This is a genomic window from Mesorhizobium album, assembly GCF_033977205.1.
GTDB classification, from domain to species: Bacteria; Pseudomonadota; Alphaproteobacteria; order Rhizobiales; family Rhizobiaceae; genus Mesorhizobium; species Mesorhizobium album.
Genome location: NZ_JAVIIW010000004.1, coordinates 63,456 through 83,277, shown reverse-complemented (window position 1 = coordinate 83,277; position 19,822 = coordinate 63,456). Strand labels below are relative to the sequence as shown.

Genomic DNA, 19,822 nt, shown 5'->3' with positions numbered 1-19,822 from the left:
TGATTTTCTCTGATGAGGCCAGTGAAATGGTTTTCAGAGGGGAGTACGCGATTGGCAGCGTTCGACGAAATGCTTCCGGAAGTTTCCGGATTGAGAAGACCATATGCGGCTTACGATCGCTGGCTGAAGGAACAGGATCCGGCCAGGCTCACCCAGAAAATGCAGGACGCCGAGCGCGTCTTCCGCAAGACCGGCATCACCTTCGCCGTCTATGGCGAGCAGGAAGCCTCCGAGCGGCTGATCCCCTTCGACATCGTCCCGCGCATCATCTCCGGCCAGGAGTGGCGCCGGCTGACGCTGGGCATCGAACAGCGCGTGCAGGCGCTGAACGCCTTTCTCGACGACATCTACCACCGCCAGGAGATCCTGCGCGCCGGGCGCGTTCCGAGGGAACTCATAGCGAAGAACGACGCGTTCCTGCCCGAGATGATCGGGGTCAGGCCGCCGGCCGGCGTCTACACCCACATCATCGGCGTCGACATCGTCCGCATCAGCGAGAATGAATTCTACGTGCTGGAGGACAATGCCCGCACGCCGTCAGGCGTCTCCTACATGCTGGAGAACCGCGAGACGATGATGCAGCTCTTCCCGGAGCTGTTCCAGCAGATAAAGGTGCGGCCGGTCGAGAACTACCCGCAGCTGTTGCGCCAGTCACTGGCAGCGGTCAGGCCGCAGGGCGCCGAGGGCGCGCCGACCATCGCCGTGCTGACGCCGGGCAGCTACAATTCCGCCTATTTCGAGCACGCCTTCCTTGCCGACCAAATGGGCGTTCAGCTCGTCGAGGGGCAGGACCTGCGCGTCGTCGACGGTCATGTCACGATGCGCACCACCGAGGGCTACAAGCAGATCGACGTGCTCTATCGCCGCGTCGACGATGCCTTCCTCGACCCGCTGACGTTTAGGCCGGAATCGGCGCTCGGCGTGCCGGGCATCATGGATGTCTACCGCGCCGGCAACATCACCATCGCCAATGCGCCGGGCACCGGCATTGCCGACGACAAGGCGATCTATTCCTACATGCCCGAGATCGTCGAGTTCTACACCGGCCGCAAGGCGATCCTCGGCAACATCCCGACCTGGCGATGCTCGGAACCGGACAGCCTGAAATATGTGCTGGAACACATTGGCGAGCTTGTCATCAAGGAAGTGCACGGCTCCGGCGGCTACGGCATGCTGGTCGGCCCGGCGGCGACCAAGAAGGAGTGCCAGGACTTCGCCAAGAAGCTGCAGGCGAAGCCCGGCAACTACATCGCGCAGCCGACGCTCGCGCTATCGACCTGCCCGATCCTGACCGAAAAAGGCCTGTCGCCGCGCCATGTCGATCTCAGGCCTTACGTGCTCGTCTCCGACCGCATCCAGATCGTGCCCGGCGGACTGACCCGGGTGGCGCTCAAGGAAGGCTCGCTAGTGGTCAATTCCTCGCAAGGCGGGGGCACCAAAGACACTTGGGTACTCGATGATTGAAGAGGCTCCGGCCGTGAGTCGATGAGTAGAGGGGACAGAGTAATGTCGTGTTCGATCGGACTTCAATCAGCCACTATTCGCTATTCGCTACTCGCTACTCGCTAGCCTGAAGGGCCATTTCATATGCTACTCGGCCGCACCGCTAACGGTCTCTACTGGATGAACCGCTACATCGAGCGGGCCGAAAACATGGCGCGCCTGGTCGATGCGGGCCTGCGCATGGCGCTGACGCGCACCCAGAACGCGTCGGAAGAATGGAACTCGGTGCTGCTCAGCGCCGGCTCCGACTATGCCTTCTCGCAGAAATACCAAGACTACACCGTCGCCAATGTGTCGGATTTCCTGCTGCGCGACATCTCGAACCCGTCGAGCACGATGTCGGCGATCGAGACGGCGCGCAACAATGCGCGCATGGTGCGCACGGCGCTGACGCGCGAGACCTGGGAGAGCATCAACGAAGCCTGGATGTCGCTGAAGCGCATGCTGGCAAGGCCGATCGACGAGCGCGACCTGCCGACGGTGCTCGACGCGATAAAGCGCGAGACGGCGCTGATCCGCGGCTCTTTCTACGGCACCATGCTGCGCAACGAGATCTTCGATTTCTCGCAGCTCGGCACCTATGTCGAGCGCGCCGACAACACGGCGCGCATCCTCGACGTGAAGTACTATGTGCTTTTGCCGTCGATCTCCTGGGTAGGCTCGACGCTCGACAATTACCAGTGGGAGTCGATCCTGCGCTCCGTCTCGGCGCACCGCTCCTACCGCTGGGTCTACGACGCCGACTACAAGCCGACCAACATCGCGGACTACCTGATCCTCAATGTGCGGATGCCACGCACGCTGACCTTCTGTTACCGCTTCCTTGGCGAGCACCTGAAATTCCTCGCCGACGATTATGGCGAGCGCCATGCCTGCCACGCCACGGCCGAGAAGATCCAGGCGATGCTCAAAAAGGGCTCGATCAAGGATATTTTCGACCACGGCCTGCACGAGTTCCTGGCCGAATTCATCCGCGACAACACCAGGCTGGGCGACGAGATCGCCCAGGACTACCGGTTCTACTGAGCGCTGAAGGGGCAGGCGTCATGCGGCTCAAGATCACCCACCGGACCGAGTATCGCTACGATGCGCCGGTGCCGTATCTGCTGCAGCGGCTGCGCCTGCTGCCGATGAGCGGCCACACGCAGACCGTGTCCTCCTGGGCGATCAAGATCGACGGCGCGCGCGAGGAAGTGCGGTTCACCGACCATTTCGGCAACGACACGCGACTGGTGAGCGCCGAGGGCGGCCACACCACCATCACGCTCGAGGCGCATGGCGAGGTGACGACGCGCGACACGGCTGGTGTGTCCGGCCCGCACCAGGGCTTCGCACCGCTCTGGCTGTTCGGCCAGGAAACGCCGCTCACCGCTGCCGGTGACGGCATCCGCGAGTTGGCCGCATCTGTCGGAGAGGGGACCGATATCGAGCGCCTGCACGGGCTGATGGGCGCGATCCGGGAACGCGTCGCCTACAAGCCGGGCACGACCAGCGCCGTGACGCCGGCGGAAGAGGCCTTGGCATTGAAGAGCGGCGTCTGCCAGGACCACAGCCAGATCTTCGCCGCCGCGGCGCGCGTCATGGGTTTTCCCGCGCGCTATGTCAGCGGCTACCTGATGATGGATGCGACCGTCGAGCAGGCGGCGAGCCATGCCTGGGCGGAGGCGCATGTTGGTGGCCTCGGCTGGGTCGCCTTCGATCCCGCCAACGGCATCTCCCCCGACGAACGCTATGTGAGGGTGGCGACGGGACGCGACTATCGCGATGCCTCGCCGGTGTCGGGGATACTGCTCGGGCAAGCGCAAGAGAAGCTTGCCGTCACCGTCACGGTCGAGCAGTAATTTCCGCCGGGGATTCGCTGCCAGAAGAAGAATCATGACCTATTGCGTCGGCCTCAAGATCGACAGCGGGCTCGTGTTCATGTCGGACACGCGCACCAATGCCGGCATGGATTCGATCTCGACCTTCAAGAAGATGCATGTCTGGGAAGAGCCCGGCGAGCGCGTCATCGTGCTGATGTCGGCGGGCAATCTTGCGACGACCCAGGCCGTGGTCAGCCTGCTGGACGAGCGCAACAAGGCGGTCACTGATCGTCACGAGAAGCTGCTCGAGACGCCGTCCATGTACCAGACGGTGCGGCTGGTCGGTGAAACGGTGAAAGAGGTGATCGCACAATCGTCGCCCGCCGGTGACAAGGCCGATTCCTATTTCAACGCCTCCTTCATCCTGGGGGGCCAGATCAAGGGCAGCCCGCCGCGGCTGTTCATGATCTATCCCGAGGGCAATTTCATCGAGTCGACCGACGATACGCCGTTCTTCCAGATTGGCGAGACGAAATACGGCAAGCCGATCATCATCCGCGCCTATGACTGCGCGATGAGCCTTGCCGAGACGGTGAAGCTGCTCCTGGTTTCCTTTGACTCGACGCTGAAGTCGAACCTGTCTGTCGGCTTGCCGCTCGACCTGGCCTTTCTGGAGAAGGATGCCTTCAAGGTCGGGCTCAACAAGCGGATCGGCCAGGACGACCCGTATTACCGCGCCATTTCCGAGGGCTGGTCGAACGCGTTGAAGACGGCCTTTGCCAGCCTTCCGGACTTTCCGGGCTAGGGGTGCAAGGCGCGCTGCCACGTTGCCTTGATATAATTAACGTGTTAATCAAAGCCAAAATAGCCGGATATGTCAGCACGTTCGGTCGGCTGCCGGGAGGATCTATGGACAACAAAGAATTCCGCGACTGGTCGAGGCGCGCCGCCGACTGGGGCGCCGATTACCGTGCCAGCCTGCGTGACCGGCCGGTGCGGCCGGCAATCGCGCCAGGCGAGATATTCAGGAGCATCGAGGTCTCTCCGCCCGAAACGGCCGAGCCGATGGAAAAAATCTTCGCCGATTTCGAAAAAAAGATCGTGCCGGGGATGACGCATTGGCAGCATCCGCGCTTCTTCGCCTATTTCCCGGCCAACGCTGCGCCGGTCTCGGTGGTGGCGGAATATCTTGTTTCGGCAATGGCCGCGCAGTGCATGCTCTGGCAGACCTCGCCGGCGGCGACCGAGCTCGAGACGCGCATTGTCGACTGGATGCGCCAGGCACTTGGTCTGTCCGAAGGTTTCTCCGGCGTCATCCAGGATTCGGCGTCCTCGGCGACGCTGGCTGCGGTGCTTACCATGCGCGAGCGCGCGCTCGACTGGCAGGGCAACAAAAAGGGGCTCGCCGGACAGGCGAAGCTGCGCGTCTATTCCTCCGACCAGGTCCATACCTCGATCGACCGCGCCATCTGGGTATCCGGCATCGGCGAGGAAAACCTCGTCCGCATTCCGGCTGCCGGCCGTTTCCGCGCCATGGACACGGCGGCGCTGGAAGCGGCGATCGTGGCCGATCGCCAAGTCGGCCTGCTGCCGGCGGGCATCATCGCCTGCGTCGGCGGCACCAGCACGGGCGGCACCGACGACATCGCCGCCGTCGCGGCGGTCGCGAAGCGGCACGGCCTTTATCTCCATGTCGACGCCGCTTGGGCTGGCTCGGCCATGATCTGCCCGGAATACCGGCATTTCTGGGCGGGTGTTGAAGGCGCCGATTCGATCGTCTTCAACCCGCATAAGTGGCTTGGTGCCCAGTTCGACTGCTCGATCCAGTTCGTCCGCCAGCCGGAAGACTTGGTGCGGACACTGGCGATCAAGCCGGAGTATCTGAAGACCCGCGGCCATGACGGCATCATCAATTATTCGGAATGGTCGGTGCCGCTCGGCCGGCGCTTCCGGGCGCTGAAACTCTGGTTCCTGTTGCGCGCCCACGGGCTGGAAGGCCTGCGCAAAATGATCCGCAATCATGTCGCCTGGAGCGAAGGTCTTGCCGCGCGCATCGCCAAGGAAGCGGATTTCGAGCTTGTCACCGAACCGATGCTATCGCTGTTCTCGTTCCGGCACCGTGCCCCAGAGAGCGCCGACCCGGACGAGCACAATCTGCGGCTGGTCGATGCGATCAATAGGGATGGGCGCATCTATCTGACGCAGGCCCGCGTGGATGGGCAGGTGGCGATCCGCTTCCAGGCCGGTCAATTCGAGTCGACGGCTGACGACGTCAATACGGCTTTCGACGTCGTCACCGAGATCGCGCGACGGCTTGCATGAGGCCGCGCGCCGGTTGCGGATCGGTTTGGCTTTGCGATTATATGAATTTCATTAGCCGGCTTATGCCTTTTCATCGCTTTCGTTTTCCGATATAGACAGGAAAAACGAAAACGGGGAGGGATTGCCGGATGTTTCTTTCGCCACGCCACGCCGAGATCATCCAGATGGCGAAGGACCACGGCCGGGTTCTGGTCGAAGACCTGGCGACGCATTTCAGCGTGACGCCGCAGACCATCCGCAAGGATCTCAACGATCTCTGCGATCAGCGCCTGCTGACGCGCATCCATGGCGGGGCGCTGTTTCCGTCCGGCATCGAGAACATGGAGTATGAGGCGCGGCGCAAGATCGCCGCCGAGGAGAAGGAGGCGATCGGCCGCGCCGCCGCCAGGCTGATCCCCGACAATGCCTCGCTGTTCATCAACATCGGCACCACGACGGAAGCCGTCAGCAAGGCGCTTCTCGACCATAACGGGCTTATGGTCATTACCAATAACATCAATGTTGCCAATAGGATGCGTATCTATCCTTCGATAGAGGTGGTGATCGCCGGTGGCGTGGTGCGCGGCTCCGACGGCGGCGTCGTCGGCGAGGCCGCGGTCGATTTCATCCGGCAGTTCAAGGTCGACTACGCTGTCATCGGCGCCTCGGCCATCGACCATGACGGCGCGCTGCTCGACTTCGATTTTCGCGAGGTGAAGGTGGCGCAAGCCATCATCGCCAATGCTCGTCACGTCATTCTCGTCTCCGACCAGACCAAATTCGAGCGCACGGCGCCGGTCCGCATCGGCCACCTGTCGCAGGTCAACACCTTCATCACCGACCGTTGCGACATTCCTTCGGTGCGCCGTATCTGCGAGGAATCGGAAGTTCGCTTGATCGAGACGGCGCTCGGGTAGGGTCGTTTCACAGGTATCTCAGAGCGCCGTGATATTTCGTTTGACATTCGTTCTTAGTTCGAAATAATCCCGCAACGGTTTCGCGAAACACAAAAATGGTGCAATGCGAAATCGTGGAGGAACCTGTGAACGCATCTCCGATCCATGACATTTTCGTCATAGGCGGCGGCATCAATGGCTGCGGCATCGCCCGCGACGCCGTTGGCCGCGGATTTTCGGTTTTCCTGGCCGAGATGAGCGATCTCGCCAGCGGGACGTCCTCCGGCTCGACCAAGCTGATCCATGGCGGCCTGCGCTATCTCGAATTCTACGAATTCCGCCTGGTGCGCGAAGCGCTGATGGAGCGCGAGATTCTCTGGAAGAACGCGCCGCACATCATCTGGCCGATGCGCTTCGTGCTGCCCTACGCCAAGGGACTGCGTCCGGCCTGGCTGATCCGGCTCGGCCTGTTCCTCTACGATCATATCGGCGGGCGCAAGCTGCTGCCGGCGACGAAGACGCTGGACATGGCCACCGATCCCGCCGGCAAGCCGCTGAAGCCGCTCTTCCGCAAGGCGTTCGAATATTCGGACGGCTGGGTCAACGATGCCCGCCTGGTGGCGCTCAATGCCCGTGATGCGGCCGATCGCGGCGCCGTCATCCGCACCCGCACCAAAGTCACCAGCGCGCGCCGCGACGGGGCGCTGTGGACGATCAAGATCCAGAATGTGCTGACCGGCGAGAGCGAGGACGTGCGCGCCCGGCTTCTGGTCAACGCGGCTGGCCCATGGGTCGACCAGGTGCTGGCAAAGGCGGTCGGCCAGAACGACGTGCACAATGTCCGTCTGGTGCAGGGCAGCCACATCGTCATCCGAAAGAAATTCGACGATCCGCGCGCCTATTTCTTCCAGAACAAGGACGGGCGCATCATCTTCGCCATTCCCTATGAGGAAGAGTTCACGCTGATCGGCACGACCGACCGCGACTATCCGGGCGACCCGCATGAGGTGAAGATCAGCGATGCCGAGATCGACTATCTCTGCGCCGCGGCAAGCGAATACTTCGCGCAACCTGTCAAGCGCTCGGACATCGTCTGGACCTATTCGGCGGTGCGGCCGCTCTATGACGACGGCGCCTCGAAGGCGCAGGAGGCGACCCGCGATTACGTGCTGAAGGCCGAGGGCGGGGAGGGTGCCGCTCCGTTGCTCAATTCATTCGGCGGCAAGATCACGACGTTCCGCCGGCTGTCGGAATCGATGCTGGAGAAGATCGAAGGTTTCCTCGGCAAGCGCGGCAGGCCATGGACCGCCAACGCGCCGCTGCCCGGCGGCGATTTTCCGGCGACCGGGTTCGACGCGCAGGTCGCCAGGCTCAAGAGCGCCTATCCCTTTGTCGACCAGCGGCTGGCGCGCCGTCTCACCCGGCTTTACGGCACGCGTGCCGAGAAGCTGCTCGGCCTCGCCAAGTCGAATGCCGATCTCGGCCGCAATTTCGGTTCCGACCTTTACGAGGCCGAGGTGCGCTATCTCGCCGAGAACGAATGGGCGGTCACCGCGGAGGATGTGCTGTGGCGCAGGACCAAGCTCGGCCTGCATTTCAGCCGCGAGCAGACGGCGGCGCTCGAAGAATTCATGCATGGACTGAGCCGGCGCCACGTCGCGGCGGCCGAATGAAGACCGCCCGGTAATGCGCAGGGCCTGGGAGGAGGAGTGATGCTGGAACTGAGGAACGTGACGAAGACGGTCGGCGCGCAGGAGCATATCCGCGACGTTTCGCTGACGCTTCAGCACGGCTCGCTGAACGTCCTCCTCGGGCCGACGCTTTCCGGCAAGACCAGCCTGATGCGCCTGATGGCGGGCCTCGACGCGCCGACATCAGGCTCCGTCTGGTTCGACGGCAAGGACGTCACCGGACAGCCGGTGCAGAAGCGCAACGTCGCCATGGTCTACCAGCAGTTCATCAACTATCCGGCGATGACGGTCTACGAGAACATCGCCTCGCCGCTGCGGGTCGCAGGCGTCGAGCAGACAAAGATCGATAGGGAGGTGCGCAACGCCGCTGCGCTGCTCAAGCTCACGCCCTATCTCGACCGCACGCCACTCAGCCTGTCAGGCGGGCAGCAGCAGCGCACGGCGCTGGCGCGCGCCATCGTCAAGAACGCCAGCCTGGTCCTGCTCGACGAACCGCTTGCCAATCTCGACTACAAGCTGCGCGAGGAATTGCGGGCAGAGCTACCGAAGATTTTCGCAGCCGCCGGCACCATCTTTGTCTACGCCACCACCGAGCCTCATGAGGCGCTTCTGCTCGGCGGCAACACGGCAACGCTCTGCGAAGGCCGTGTCACCCAGTTCGGCCCGACCGTCGAAGTGTTCCGCAAGCCGGTCGATCTGGTGACGGCGCGAACCTTCGCCGACCCGCCGCTCAACACCATCGTGCTTGCCAAGAAGGGATCGGATTTCCTGCTCGAAGGCGGCGTCAAGCTGCCGGTGCCGCCGGAACTGCTCGGCATCGCGGACGCCAGCTACACGATCGGCTTCCAGCCGCACCATTTGTCGCTCGATCGCCCCAACGGCAGCGCCGTGCCGGTGCGGGCCAAGGTCACCATCACCGAGATCACCGGCTCGGAAAGCTTCGTCCATCTCGACTTCGCCGACGCACGCTGGGTCATGCTCGCGCACGGCATCCTCGATTTCGAGACCGACGACGAGATCGAGGTGTTCATCGACCCGCGTCACATCATGGTGTTCGACCAGAACGGCCGCGCCGTGACGGCGTCGAAGCTGGCGGCCTGAGGAGGAAACGATGGCGCGCATCGAGGTCAACCATATCCGCCACTCTTACCTGCCCAATCCCCGGAAGGATTCGGATTTCGCGCTGAAGGAGGTGCACCACACTTTCGAGGACGGCGGTGCCTATGCGCTGCTCGGGCCGTCGGGCTGCGGCAAGACCACCTTGCTCAACATCATTTCGGGCCTGCTCCACCCCTCGCACGGTCAGCTTTTGTTCAACGGCAGGGATGTGACCAGGCTGTCGACGCAGGAGCGCAACATTGCCCAGGTGTTCCAGTTCCCCGTCATCTACGACACCATGACCGTCTATGACAATCTGGCCTTCCCGCTGCGCAACCGGCGCGTGCCGGAGGCCGATGTCGACCGCAAGGTGCGCGAGACGCTCGACATGATCGATCTCGCCTCGATGGCGAACAGGAAGGCGCGCCGGCTGACCGCCGACCAGAAGCAGAAGATCTCGCTTGGCCGCGGCCTGGTTCGTTCCGACGTCAACGCCATCCTGTTCGACGAGCCGCTCACCGTCATCGATCCGCATATGAAATGGGTGCTGCGCTCGCAACTCAAGCAGCTGCACCGCCGCTTCGGCTACACCATGGTCTATGTCACGCACGACCAGACCGAGGCGCTGACTTTCGCCGACCGCGTGGTGGTCATGTATGACGGCGAGATCGTGCAGATCGGCACGCCGGCCGAACTGTTCGAGCGGCCTCGCCATACCTTCGTCGGCTACTTCATCGGCTCGCCGGGCATGAACGTCCTGCCGGTCGCTGTCGAAGGCAAGGTGGCGATGCTCGGGTCGCAGCGTATCGAATTGCCCGGCGTGCCGAAGGCCGAAGCCGGCGCCGTCGAGCTGGGCATCCGTCCCGAATATGTGCGGCTCGGCCGCGAAGGCATGGCGGTCTCCGTCAGCAAGGTCGAGGATGTCGGGCGCCACAAGGTGGTGCGCGCCAATCTCGAGGGCAAGGAGATCGCCGCCGTCATCGGCGAGGACGACGAGGTGCCGGCCGAACCCAGGGTCCGCTTCGATCCGGCCGGCATCAACATCTATGCCGGTTCATGGCGCGTCGAGATGGGGGCATAGATGGAAAAGACCTGGAACAACAAGGCCTGGTTCCTTGTCCTGCCGGTGCTGGTGCTGGTGGCGTTCTCGGCCGTGATCCCGCTGATGACCGTCGTCAACTATTCGGTGCAGGACACGTTCGGCAACAACGTCTTCTTCTGGGCCGGCACCGAGTGGTTTGAGGAATTGCTGCATTCCAAGCGCTTCTGGGAAGCGATGGCGCGCAATCTGGTCTTCTCCTTCATCATCCTGGCGATCGAAGTGCCGCTCGGCATCTTCATCGCGCTCAACATGCCGAAAAAGGGCTGGGGCGTGCCGGTCTGCCTGGTGGCGATGGCGCTGCCGCTGCTCATTCCGTGGAACGTTGTCGGCACGATCTGGCAGGTCTTCGGTCGCAACGACATCGGCCTGCTCGGCTATTATGTCAATGCGCTCGGCTTCAACTACAACTACGTCCAGGATCCGGTCGACGCCTGGGTTACCGTCATCATCATGGACATCTGGCACTGGACGAGCCTGGTCGTGCTGCTCTGCTATGCCGGCCTGGTCTCGATCCCGGACGCCTTCTACCAGGCCGCCAAGATCGACGGCGCGTCGCGCTGGGCGGTGTTCCGCTACATCCAATTGCCGAAGATGCAGCGCGTGCTGCTGATCGCCGTGCTTTTGCGCTTCATGGACAGTTTCATGATCTACACCGAACCCTTCGTCGTCACCGGCGGCGGCCCCGGCAACTCGACCACCTTCCTGTCGATCGACCTCGTCAAGATGGCGCTCGGCCAGTTCGACCTCGGTCCGGCTGCGGCGATGTCGCTCGTCTACTTCCTGATCATCCTGCTGTTGTCGTGGGTGTTCTACACCGTGATGACCAACTACGACGCGGAGCGCTGAGATGGAGGGCGCGAACGAGAGAGCGACGAGAGTGAGCGAAACCGCCGTCGCCGAAGGCGTGGGCAGCACGCTGTCGCAGGACGAGGTCGCAAGGCTGATGCGGCGCCGCGGCGAGGAATCGCGCTGGTGGTGGATCGTGCCGACGATCTACATCATCGTGCTGCTGCTGCCGATCTATTGGCTCATCAACATGAGCTTCAAGACCAATCAGGAGATCATTTCCTCGCTGACGCTCTACCCACACGAGCCGACGCTGCGCAATTACAAGATCATCTTCACCGATCGGTCCTGGTATTCCGGCTACATCAATTCGATCACCTATGTGGTGATGAACATGGTGATCTCGGTGGCGGTCGCGCTGCCGGCAGCCTATGCATTCTCGCGCTACCGCTTCCTCGGCGACAAGCACCTGTTCTTCTGGCTGCTCACCAACCGCATGGCGCCGCCGGCGGTGTTCGCGCTGCCGTTCTTCCAGCTCTACTCGGCTTTCGGACTCATCGACACGCATATCGCGGTCGCGCTGGCGCACTGCCTGTTCAATGTGCCGCTGGCGGTGTGGATCCTCGAAGGCTTCATGTCCGGCGTGCCGAAGGAAATCGACGAGACCGCCTATATCGACGGCTACTCCTTCCCCCGCTTCTTCCTGAAGATCTTCATGCCGCTGATCGCGAGCGGGATCGGCGTCGCCTGCTTCTTCTGCTTCATGTTCTCATGGGTGGAGCTCTTGATCGCGCGCACGCTGACGACGACGGACGCCAAGCCGATCGCCGCCACCATGACGCGCACCGTCTCGGCTGCCGGCATGGACTGGGGACTGCTGGCCGCCGCCGGCGTGCTGACGCTGATCCCCGGCGCGCTCGTCATCTGGTTCGTCCGCAACTACATCGCCAAGGGCTTCGCTCTGGGGAGGGTATGATGAGACGAACGCAAGAGTTCATCCCGCAACACCATCGCCAACGGCTTCGCGCTGGGAAGGTCTGATTCATGAACCTCGACTTCTCCTGGATGGCATGGACCTGGCCGACGGCTGCTTTCTTCATCATCATCGTGCTGATGCTCTTCGGCATGGGCGTTTGGGAATATGTCTCGCCCGGCGGCAATCCGCGCGTCGGTTTGCTTCGCTTCGAGACGACGCGCGGCGACCGCCTCTTCGTTTCGCTGCTCGGCAGCGCCTTTATCCATCTCGCTTGGCTGGGTCTCGTTGGGCCCAACCTGTGGTGGGCTCTCGCTCTCTCCGTGGTCTACGCGATTGGCGTATTCCGATACGTATAGAGGGGGAAATAGTTGGAGCGGCCGCGTGCCGGCGGCCGCTCCAGATCGCACTTGCAACCTAAGACTGGAGGAGACACATGCGACGGCAAATTTTAACATCAACGACTGCTCTTGTACTATTGCTCGGGGCGGGCCACGCCTATGCCGGGATGGACGAGGCAAAAGCCTTCCTAGACAAAGAGATAGGCCCCTTGTCGACGCTTTCGCGCGCCGATCAGGAAAAGGAGATGCAGTGGTTTGTCGACGCGGCCAAGCCGTTTGCCGGCATGGAAATCAAGGTCGTGTCGGAAACGCTGACCACGCACCAGTATGAATCACAGGTGCTCGCGCCGGCCTTCACGGCCATCACGGGCATCAAGGTCACGCATGACGTGATCCAGGAAGGCGACGTCGTCGAGAAGATCCAGACTCAGATGCAGACCGGCCAGAACCTTTATGACGGCTGGGTCAACGACTCCGATCTGATCGGCACGCACTGGCGCTATCAGCAGGCGCGCAACCTCACCGACTGGATGGCCGGCGAGGGCAAGGACGTCACCGATCCGATGCTCGATGTCGACGACTTCATCGGCAAGTCGTTCACCACCGCGCCGGACGGCAAGCTCTACCAGCTTCCCGACCAGCAGTTCGCGAATCTCTACTGGTTCCGCTACGACTGGTTCAACGACGAGAAGAACAAAGCGGACTTCAAGGCCAAGTACGGCTATGACCTCGGGGTGCCGGTCAACTGGTCGGCCTATGAGGACATCGCCGCTTTCTTCACCGGCCGCGAGATCGATGGCAAGAAGGTCTACGGCCACATGGACTACGGCAAGAAGGACCCGTCGCTCGGCTGGCGCTTCACCGATGCGTGGCTTTCGATGGCGGGCAATGGCGACAAGGGCATCCCGAACGGCAAGCCGGTCGACGAATGGGGTATCAAGGTCGATGAGAATTCCCGTCCGGTCGGCTCCTGCGCCGCGCGCGGCGGCGACACCAACGCCCCGGCCTCGGTCTATGCCATCCAGAAATATCTCGACTGGCTGAAGGCCTATGCGCCGCCGGAAGCGCAGGGCATGACCTTCTCTGAATCGGGTCCTGTTCCCTCGCAGGGCAACATCGCCCAGCAGATCTTCTGGTACACGGCCTTCACCGCCGACATGGCCAAGCCCGGCCTGCCGGTCGTGAACGATGACGGCACGCCGAAATGGCGCGTCGCGCCCTCGCCGCACGGCGTGTACTGGAAGGACGGTATGAAGCTCGGCTATCAGGACGCCGGTTCCTGGACGCTGCTGAAGTCGACGCCGACCGACCGCGCCAAGGCCGCCTGGCTCTACGCGCAGTTCGTCGTGTCGAAGACTGTCGACGTGAAGAAGAGCCAGGTCGGTCTGACCTTCGTCCGCGACTCCACCATCCACGACAAGAGCTTCACCGAACGGGCTCCGAAGCTCGGTGGCCTGATTGAGTTCTACCGCTCGCCGGCGCGCGTGCAGTGGACCCCGACCGGCACCAACGTTCCGGACTATCCGAAGCTGGCGCAGCTCTGGTGGCAGAACATCGGCGACGCGTCTTCGGGCGCCAAGAGCCCGCAGGAAGCGATGGATTCGCTCTGTGCCGACCAGGAGAAGGTGCTGGAGCGCCTCGAGAAGTCTGGCGTCCAGGGCGACATCGGTCCGAAGATGGCCGAGGAGCATGACCTCGAATACTGGAACAAGGACGCCGTTTCGAAGGGCAACCTTGCGCCGCAGCTCAAGGTCGAGAACGAGAAGGACAAGCCGATCACCGTCAACTATGACGAGCTGGTCAAGAGCTGGCAGAAGTAACTGCATGACGTGGGCGTGCTCGCCCGCATAAGAAATGCAGGGGAGGCGGCTTTGCCGTCTCCCCTGTTGCATGAGAAGCGGAGGGAACGGAATGAGCGGTTTTGTGCTGGCCATCGATCAGGGGACGACATCGACCCGAGCGATCCTGTTCGACGATAAGATGAAAGTGGCAGGCGTTGGCCAGCAGGAATTCGCACAGCATTATCCGGCTTCCGGCTGGGTCGAGCATGACCCGGAAGACATCTGGTCAAGTGTGGTCGCGACTGTGAAGGCGGCGCTGAGGGCAGCCGGCCGCGCGGCATCCGACGTGGCGGCGATCGGCATCACCAACCAGCGCGAGACAGTCGTGATCTGGGAAAAAGCGACCGGCAAGCCGATCCACAATGCCATCGTGTGGCAGGACCGTCGTACCGCGCCGCTTTGCCAAAAGCTGCGTAGCCAAGGGCTGGAGAAGAAATTCACCCGCAAGACCGGGCTGCTGCTCGATCCCTATTTCTCCGGCACCAAGATCGCCTGGATGCTGGACAAGGTGAAGGGAGCAAGAAAGCTTGCCGAAAAAGGCGAGCTGCTCGCCGGCACCATCGACAGTTTCCTGATCTGGCGGCTGACCGGCGGCAAGGTGCACGCCACCGACGCAACCAATGCTTCGCGCACGCTGATCTACAACATCGAGAAGAATGTCTGGGACGACGAGCTGCTGGCAATCCTGAACATACCGGCCGCGATCCTACCGCAGGTGAAGGACTGCGCCGATGATTTCGGCGTCACCGAGAAAAGCCTGTTCGGCGCCGAGATGAGGATATTGGGCGTCGCCGGCGACCAGCATGCGGCGACCATCGGCCAGGCCTGTTTCGAGCCCGGAATGATGAAGTCCACCTACGGCACCGGCTGCTTCGCGCTGCTCAACACCGGCGGCGATCTGGTGCGCTCGAAGAACAGGCTGCTCACCACCATCGCTTACCGGCTGAACGGCAAGACGACCTATGCGCTGGAAGGCTCGATCTTCATCGCGGGGGCCGCCGTGCAATGGCTGCGCGACGGCATCAAGGTGATCGGCAAGGCCGAACATAGCGGCGCGCTGGCGGCGACCGCCGATCTGGCGCAGCAGGTCTATCTGGTGCCGGCCTTCGTTGGGCTCGGCGCGCCGCATTGGGATGCGGATGCGCGAGGCGCCATCTTCGGCCTGACCCGCAATTCAGGGCCCGCTGAATTTGCCCGCGCGGCGCTGGAGTCCGTCGCCTTCCAGACGCGCGACCTGCTCGACGCCATGCGCAAGGACTGGAAAGGCGCCTCCGCCAAGACCGTGCTTCGCGTCGACGGCGGCATGGTGGCGTCCGACTGGACCATGCAGCGCCTGGCCGACATCCTCGACGCGCCGGTCGATCGGCCGATGATCCTGGAGACGACCGCGTTGGGCGCCGCCTGGCTTGCCGGATCGAAGGCCGGCGTGTGGCCGAAGGCGAAGGAATTCGCCAAGACCTGGGCGCTCGAGCGCCGCTTCAAGCCGGACATGGATGCAGCCACCCGCTCGGCAAAGCTAGCGGGATGGAAAGATGCCGTCCGCAGGACGTTGAGCGCGTGATCTGAAAATCCGCGCCGCCCGGCGCGGATTTTAGACGGTCAACCGTCTGCCGGCTGACGTCCGTCAGTAGGGCGAGCGGCATTCGCGCCGCGTGCCGTAGCTGGACAGGTAGGTGTTGTCCGAGGCGCGATAGCTTCTGTAGTGGTCATAGCACCACTGTACATGCGCATCCGCATAGCGGTTCTGGCTGTTCACGATCGCGCCGGTGATCAGGGCGCCGGCGGCGAATGCAGCCAGCGGGAACCAGAAATCGCCGTGGCGGCGATAGCCGCAGTGGTATTCGCGATAGCCGCGATGGCCGTTCCAGTACACGGCACCATTGCGTTCATAGATGCCGCCACGGGAGCGATCGAAACTGCGGCGCTTCCTCCAGTCCTGGTATTGCAGCGTCTGGATATTCGAGAAGTCTTGGCCTTGCGCTTCTGTTCAACGCGACTCGCCCGACCGAAGTGTCTCCCTCCGGCCTTGCTCGAGGTAGGATTCGGGAGCCCCCGATGTCGCGAAAAGCAAGGCTTGAAGGCGATCTTTTTCCGGTTGACCCGCCGATGCACTCTCCCTATGTTCCGCGCAATTTCGAGGGCGGCGTTTCCAGCCCGCGGGAGCGCGTAGCTCAGCCGGTAGAGCAACTGACTTTTAATCAGTAGGTCATGGGTTCGAATCCCATCGCGCTCACCAGATTCACAAAATTCAGTGAGCCCCTGGTTGCCGATAGCCTGGCAAGGCGCTGGAATTGTGCACGCTCGGCCTGGAAAGCCGGCTTGCATGGGCAGAACGGTTGCGCCAAGCTGCTACTGGGGAATGGTGTTCGCAATATCGATTCCGTGGAATTACCACTATGTTCGTAGACTATTACGAAGTTCTGGAAATCAGCCCGAACGCGAACTCGGAAACGATCGAGCGGATATTTCGTTATTTCGCCATGCGCTACCATCCCGACAATCGGGAGACCGGCGATGAATCACGCTTCAGCGAAATCGTCGAGGCCCACAATACGCTCAAAGATCCGGTCAAGCGCGCGCAGTATGATATTCAGTATAAGGACAATTTGAGCCTTCGCCGCGAATTGACCGAAGAGGCCGCCGACCCCAAAAGCGTCGAACGCGATTCCGCCATTCAGGCGAAACTGCTCTCGCTCCTTTATGTGAAACGCCGGCAAGACGTGCACAATCCAGGTATCGGCGACTCGGAACTCGAACGCTTGTCGGGCTGTCCGCGCGAGCATCTGGAATTTCATCTCTGGTATCTGAAAGCAAAAGGCTGGATAGGCAGGATCGAAAACGGGATGCTCGCGATCACGGTGGAAGGCATTGATCGCGCCAATTCCGAACATCGTCGTGAACCCGCCGCTACCAGACTGCTGAATCATACAAGCTGAAGGGCACCGAGGAAGCCGCTTGGCTGTCGACCCGTTAGCCTTCTTTGCAGCCTTAATTCCAGGAGATCCGAACGAGCCCTTGGAAGTTCTCAGCTTGGTCAACGCTTTTCATCAGCGCAATGCGATATGCGCTCTTGTTTGCCAAGCCATCCCAGACAAAGAACGCAGCGACGACGGCGGCGATCAGTAGGATCGGTCGCATCGGAACCTCCCTCAAAGCTCCTCGTACGCTGGTTCGTTATTATGCGCCTGGCCCGAGTTTAGAGCAAGCAAGTGCTAATCAAGCATTCGCTAATGTAGATTGCCATAGGCGAGGGAGGCACTAATGCTGAAGGCGAGACGAAACCGCAGAAGGCTGACACAGATTCCGATCGCTTCGGCGAGGACGGAAGCTTAAAGCGCGTCGCGTTGAAACGGAGTCGGGCGCCGCGCTTTAAGTCTTTGTTTTGATGCATGTCGTTCTCCCAAAACCGCTGCGCACTTTTGGGCGACATGCATTAATCGGGCCGGGACCATGGTCGCCTTGCAAGGAGGATCGATCGGTGTGTGGCGCGGTCGCGTCCCGGTGTCCAGTCTTATCGACAGGAGGGCGAAAGTGGCCGAGAAAAAGGTGATCGCAGTCAAGGACTGGACCTGCGCCATGAGCGACGAGCTCGGTCGTGTAGCCCTGACGATCAACCCGACCGACGGCGAGCCGATCCTGGTTTTGTTGACGATCTTTCAGGCGGCAAAGTTGGGGCGTGAGCTGCAGTCGCCGAAACGTGCACCGCTACCAGTCTAAGTTGATCGAGTCTAGCGCTTGGTTCCCGCGTTTGACGGCGGCAAGGCCTTGAACGCGGCATAAGTCAGGTACAGTCCAAGGACCAGCGTAATCGCGGCATAGATGTAGAAAAGGTCTTCGAAATGAAACATCGCGAAATAAGTCGACAGCGCTTCGGGTGAAAGGAAGAGCAGGAGCAATCCCCGGATCAGGATTGTCCATCCGATGATAGTGACGACGACAGGCAGGACTCCACCCGCCCAGATATTATGCCCGAGCACCATGGCGAGACCCGCAATCGATGCAATCATGGCGATAAACAGGACCAGCGGTGGGTCCTGAATGAGCCTGGGCACGGTCGCGACAAACGACTGTTTGTGCAAGAGCATGAATAGCGCGGAGAGAATAAAGAACAGGCCAATCAGTCTGCCGAGAAAAATCGTACGAGGTTGCATGTTCGCCTCCCGCGCTCACCTAGAGCCGTGGGGCAGCTATCTTACACCTCGGCTGGACTTAAAGTGTCTTATTTTCGCCGCTGGCGAGGGCATTAACGCCTATGGCGCGAGGGCAGAGCGGCGGCCACAACCTTGTGGGCAGAGTGGGCGATGGTTAAAGTCCATCATCCCCGAGGGAGACTCCCAAAAATGGCACTTCACCTTTCGGTCGATGCTTCAGCCCCTAAAGCGGCGACACCCGGCAAGTATCTCTTTGGGCCTGTCGCCGACTTCCTCATGCTTGGCGGCAGCGCATTTCTGATCCTGCCAATTCTGTTGCTTGTACCGCTTGAATACGAGGGTCCCGTAACCGCAATGATGGTGGTGGTGGCGTATCTGATCAACTATCCCCACTTCGCCCACTCATACCAGATTTTCTACCGCAACTTCGGGCGGAAGGTGAGCGGGATCGGATACGACAGGAGCCTGCAGCTTCGCTACATTTTCGCTGGCATCGTGGTTCCCGCGGTCATGGTCGCGTTCTTTGCGTATGGCGCGGCGACGGCGAATGCGCGGCTGCTCGGCTATGCGGCCAATGCGATGTTCTTCTTCGTGGGCTGGCACTACGTCAAGCAAGGCTACGGCATGCTGATGGTGGATGCCGTCCTGAAGCGCAAATTCTTCGACGATCGGGACAAGAAGGTACTGCTGGTCAACAGCTATGCCGTGTGGATTCTGGCATGGCTGCAGACCAACACGGCAGTCACCCAGGGCAAGTATTACGGCCTCGAATATTACACATTCGCGGCTCCTTCCTGGATCGCCAGCATTGCCCTGCTGGCGGCCGTCGCATCGACCGCGGCCACGGTTCTGATGCTGGTCAATCGCTGGCGCAGACACGGCCGTGCGCTGCCGTATAATGGCATCGTGGCCTATGTCGCATCGCTCTATCTTTGGATCCTGATCGCGCGGACAAATCCGCTCTGGCTGCTTGTGATACCCACGCTCCACTCGCTCCAATATCTGGCGGTGGTCTGGCGCTATCAGACCAATGTCGAGCGCGCCGTCCCGGATGCAGCAAGCGATCCGCAACCGAAGATACTGTCCTTTCTCGGACCGCTCTACAGGCTGCGGGTCCTGGGATTTATCGTCGGGGGCGGGGCGCTGGGATATCTCGGTTTCTGGCTGATCCCGATGGCGATGACGGCTTTGATCCCCTACGACAGGGAAGTCCTCGGATCATCGCTGTTCTTCTTCATCGTGCTGATCTTCATCAACGTGCACCACTATTTCCTGGACAATGTGATGTGGCGCCGGGGCAATCCGGAGGTGTCCAAATATCTGTTCCGGTAGGGCGA

Annotated in this window: 20 protein-coding genes and 1 tRNA gene; 19 read left to right on the top strand and 2 right to left on the bottom strand. The window is 61.7% G+C overall.

Annotated elements, in window-relative coordinates:
* The first annotated feature begins 51 nt into the window (after positions 1–51).
* The 14 genes from RFN28_RS04885 to glpK all read left to right on the top strand — a co-directional run bounded on the left by RFN28_RS04885 (position 52) and on the right by glpK (position 15,895).
* A complete protein-coding gene (locus RFN28_RS04885) occupies positions 52–1,464 on the top strand; it encodes a circularly permuted type 2 ATP-grasp protein (RefSeq protein ID WP_320286248.1) in 1,413 nt (470 codons plus the stop codon).
* 123 nt (positions 1,465–1,587) lie between these two features.
* Positions 1,588–2,529, top strand: coding sequence for an alpha-E domain-containing protein (locus tag RFN28_RS04880; protein WP_320286247.1), 942 nt, complete (start codon positions 1,588–1,590; stop codon positions 2,527–2,529).
* Between the two features lie 20 nt (positions 2,530–2,549).
* A complete protein-coding gene (locus tag RFN28_RS04875) occupies positions 2,550–3,344 on the top strand; it encodes a transglutaminase family protein (RefSeq protein ID WP_320286246.1) in 795 nt (264 codons plus the stop codon).
* 34 nt (positions 3,345–3,378) lie between these two features.
* Positions 3,379–4,110 (top strand): proteasome-type protease, encoded by a 732-nt coding sequence (locus RFN28_RS04870; RefSeq protein WP_320286245.1) that lies wholly within the window; start codon positions 3,379–3,381, stop codon positions 4,108–4,110.
* Between the two features lie 104 nt (positions 4,111–4,214).
* On the top strand, positions 4,215–5,627 hold the full coding sequence (locus RFN28_RS04865; protein WP_320286244.1) for a pyridoxal phosphate-dependent decarboxylase family protein: 1,413 nt from the start codon (positions 4,215–4,217) through the stop codon (positions 5,625–5,627).
* A 128-nt stretch (positions 5,628–5,755) separates the two neighbouring features.
* Entirely contained in the window at positions 5,756–6,523 is a 768-nt protein-coding gene (locus tag RFN28_RS04860; RefSeq protein ID WP_320286243.1) for a DeoR/GlpR family DNA-binding transcription regulator, read from the top strand.
* 125 nt (positions 6,524–6,648) lie between these two features.
* Positions 6,649–8,175, top strand: coding sequence for a glycerol-3-phosphate dehydrogenase (gene glpD / locus RFN28_RS04855; protein ID WP_320286242.1), 1,527 nt, complete (start codon positions 6,649–6,651; stop codon positions 8,173–8,175).
* A gap of 39 nt (positions 8,176–8,214) precedes the next feature.
* Positions 8,215–9,294, top strand: coding sequence for an ABC transporter ATP-binding protein (locus tag RFN28_RS04850; RefSeq protein ID WP_320286241.1), 1,080 nt, complete (start codon positions 8,215–8,217; stop codon positions 9,292–9,294).
* A 10-nt stretch (positions 9,295–9,304) separates the two neighbouring features.
* Positions 9,305–10,372: an ABC transporter ATP-binding protein gene (locus RFN28_RS04845; protein WP_320286240.1), complete on the top strand. Its 1,068-nt coding sequence runs from the start codon at positions 9,305–9,307 to the stop codon at positions 10,370–10,372.
* Positions 10,373–11,239: a carbohydrate ABC transporter permease gene (locus tag RFN28_RS04840; RefSeq protein ID WP_320286239.1), complete on the top strand. Its 867-nt coding sequence runs from the start codon at positions 10,373–10,375 to the stop codon at positions 11,237–11,239.
* A 97-nt stretch (positions 11,240–11,336) separates the two neighbouring features.
* A complete protein-coding gene (locus RFN28_RS04835; RefSeq protein WP_040972338.1) occupies positions 11,337–12,155 on the top strand; it encodes an ABC transporter permease subunit in 819 nt (272 codons plus the stop codon).
* Positions 12,156–12,223: 68 nt separating this feature from the next.
* Entirely contained in the window at positions 12,224–12,511 is a 288-nt protein-coding gene (locus RFN28_RS04830) for a DUF2160 domain-containing protein (RefSeq protein WP_320286238.1), read from the top strand.
* A 77-nt stretch (positions 12,512–12,588) separates the two neighbouring features.
* Positions 12,589–14,313: an ABC transporter substrate-binding protein gene (locus RFN28_RS04825; RefSeq protein ID WP_320286237.1), complete on the top strand. Its 1,725-nt coding sequence runs from the start codon at positions 12,589–12,591 to the stop codon at positions 14,311–14,313.
* Positions 14,314–14,404: 91 nt separating this feature from the next.
* On the top strand, positions 14,405–15,895 hold the full coding sequence (gene glpK, locus RFN28_RS04820; protein WP_320286236.1) for a glycerol kinase GlpK: 1,491 nt from the start codon (positions 14,405–14,407) through the stop codon (positions 15,893–15,895).
* Between the two features lie 63 nt (positions 15,896–15,958).
* Here glpK and RFN28_RS04815 read toward each other — a convergent pair whose 3' ends face one another.
* The gene (locus tag RFN28_RS04815) at positions 15,959–16,207 is read right to left on the bottom strand and encodes a BA14K family protein (RefSeq protein WP_320286235.1); all 249 of its coding nucleotides are present in this window, start codon (positions 16,205–16,207) and stop codon (positions 15,959–15,961) included.
* A 287-nt stretch (positions 16,208–16,494) separates the two neighbouring features.
* Between RFN28_RS04815 and RFN28_RS04810 the strand changes: the two genes are divergently transcribed.
* The 4 genes from RFN28_RS04810 to RFN28_RS04795 all read left to right on the top strand — a co-directional run bounded on the left by RFN28_RS04810 (position 16,495) and on the right by RFN28_RS04795 (position 18,051).
* Positions 16,495–16,570: transfer RNA gene (locus RFN28_RS04810), tRNA-Lys, on the top strand.
* A 160-nt stretch (positions 16,571–16,730) separates the two neighbouring features.
* On the top strand, positions 16,731–17,270 hold the full coding sequence (locus RFN28_RS04805; protein WP_320286234.1) for a J domain-containing protein: 540 nt from the start codon (positions 16,731–16,733) through the stop codon (positions 17,268–17,270).
* A gap of 19 nt (positions 17,271–17,289) precedes the next feature.
* Entirely contained in the window at positions 17,290–17,460 is a 171-nt protein-coding gene (locus tag RFN28_RS04800) for a hypothetical protein (RefSeq protein ID WP_320286233.1), read from the top strand.
* 405 nt (positions 17,461–17,865) lie between these two features.
* On the top strand, positions 17,866–18,051 hold the full coding sequence (locus RFN28_RS04795; RefSeq protein WP_320286232.1) for a hypothetical protein: 186 nt from the start codon (positions 17,866–17,868) through the stop codon (positions 18,049–18,051).
* A gap of 11 nt (positions 18,052–18,062) precedes the next feature.
* On the opposite strand, the gene RFN28_RS04790 is transcribed toward RFN28_RS04795, so the two are convergent.
* On the bottom strand, positions 18,063–18,485 hold the full coding sequence (locus RFN28_RS04790; RefSeq protein WP_320286231.1) for a hypothetical protein: 423 nt from the start codon (positions 18,483–18,485) through the stop codon (positions 18,063–18,065).
* A gap of 189 nt (positions 18,486–18,674) precedes the next feature.
* Between RFN28_RS04790 and RFN28_RS04785 the strand changes: the two genes are divergently transcribed.
* Positions 18,675–19,817, top strand: a complete 1,143-nt coding sequence (locus RFN28_RS04785; protein WP_320286230.1) for a hypothetical protein — start codon at positions 18,675–18,677, stop codon at positions 19,815–19,817.
* Positions 19,818–19,822 lie beyond the last annotated feature (5 nt).

Excerpts from the sequence above, each read along its gene's own strand:
- RFN28_RS04860 (WP_320286243.1), top strand. The coding sequence starts at position 5,756 with ATGTTTCTTTCGCCACGCCACGCCGAGATCATCCAGATGGCGAAGGAC.
- RFN28_RS04835 (WP_040972338.1), top strand. The coding sequence starts at position 11,337 with ATGCGGCGCCGCGGCGAGGAATCGCGCTGGTGGTGGATCGTGCCGACG.
- glpK (WP_320286236.1), top strand. The coding sequence starts at position 14,405 with ATGAGCGGTTTTGTGCTGGCCATCGATCAGGGGACGACATCGACCCGA.
- RFN28_RS04850 (WP_320286241.1), top strand. The coding sequence starts at position 8,215 with ATGCTGGAACTGAGGAACGTGACGAAGACGGTCGGCGCGCAGGAGCAT.
- RFN28_RS04880 (WP_320286247.1), top strand. The coding sequence starts at position 1,588 with ATGCTACTCGGCCGCACCGCTAACGGTCTCTACTGGATGAACCGCTAC.
- RFN28_RS04830 (WP_320286238.1), top strand. The coding sequence starts at position 12,224 with ATGAACCTCGACTTCTCCTGGATGGCATGGACCTGGCCGACGGCTGCT.
- RFN28_RS04865 (WP_320286244.1), top strand. The coding sequence starts at position 4,215 with ATGGACAACAAAGAATTCCGCGACTGGTCGAGGCGCGCCGCCGACTGG.
- RFN28_RS04805 (WP_320286234.1), top strand. The coding sequence starts at position 16,731 with ATGTTCGTAGACTATTACGAAGTTCTGGAAATCAGCCCGAACGCGAAC.
- RFN28_RS04870 (WP_320286245.1), top strand. The coding sequence starts at position 3,379 with ATGACCTATTGCGTCGGCCTCAAGATCGACAGCGGGCTCGTGTTCATG.
- RFN28_RS04825 (WP_320286237.1), top strand. The coding sequence starts at position 12,589 with ATGCGACGGCAAATTTTAACATCAACGACTGCTCTTGTACTATTGCTC.
- RFN28_RS04790 (WP_320286231.1), bottom strand. The coding sequence starts at position 18,485 with ATGCAACCTCGTACGATTTTTCTCGGCAGACTGATTGGCCTGTTCTTT.
- RFN28_RS04845 (WP_320286240.1), top strand. The coding sequence starts at position 9,305 with ATGGCGCGCATCGAGGTCAACCATATCCGCCACTCTTACCTGCCCAAT.
- RFN28_RS04785 (WP_320286230.1), top strand. The coding sequence starts at position 18,675 with ATGGCACTTCACCTTTCGGTCGATGCTTCAGCCCCTAAAGCGGCGACA.
- RFN28_RS04875 (WP_320286246.1), top strand. The coding sequence starts at position 2,550 with ATGCGGCTCAAGATCACCCACCGGACCGAGTATCGCTACGATGCGCCG.
- RFN28_RS04840 (WP_320286239.1), top strand. The coding sequence starts at position 10,373 with ATGGAAAAGACCTGGAACAACAAGGCCTGGTTCCTTGTCCTGCCGGTG.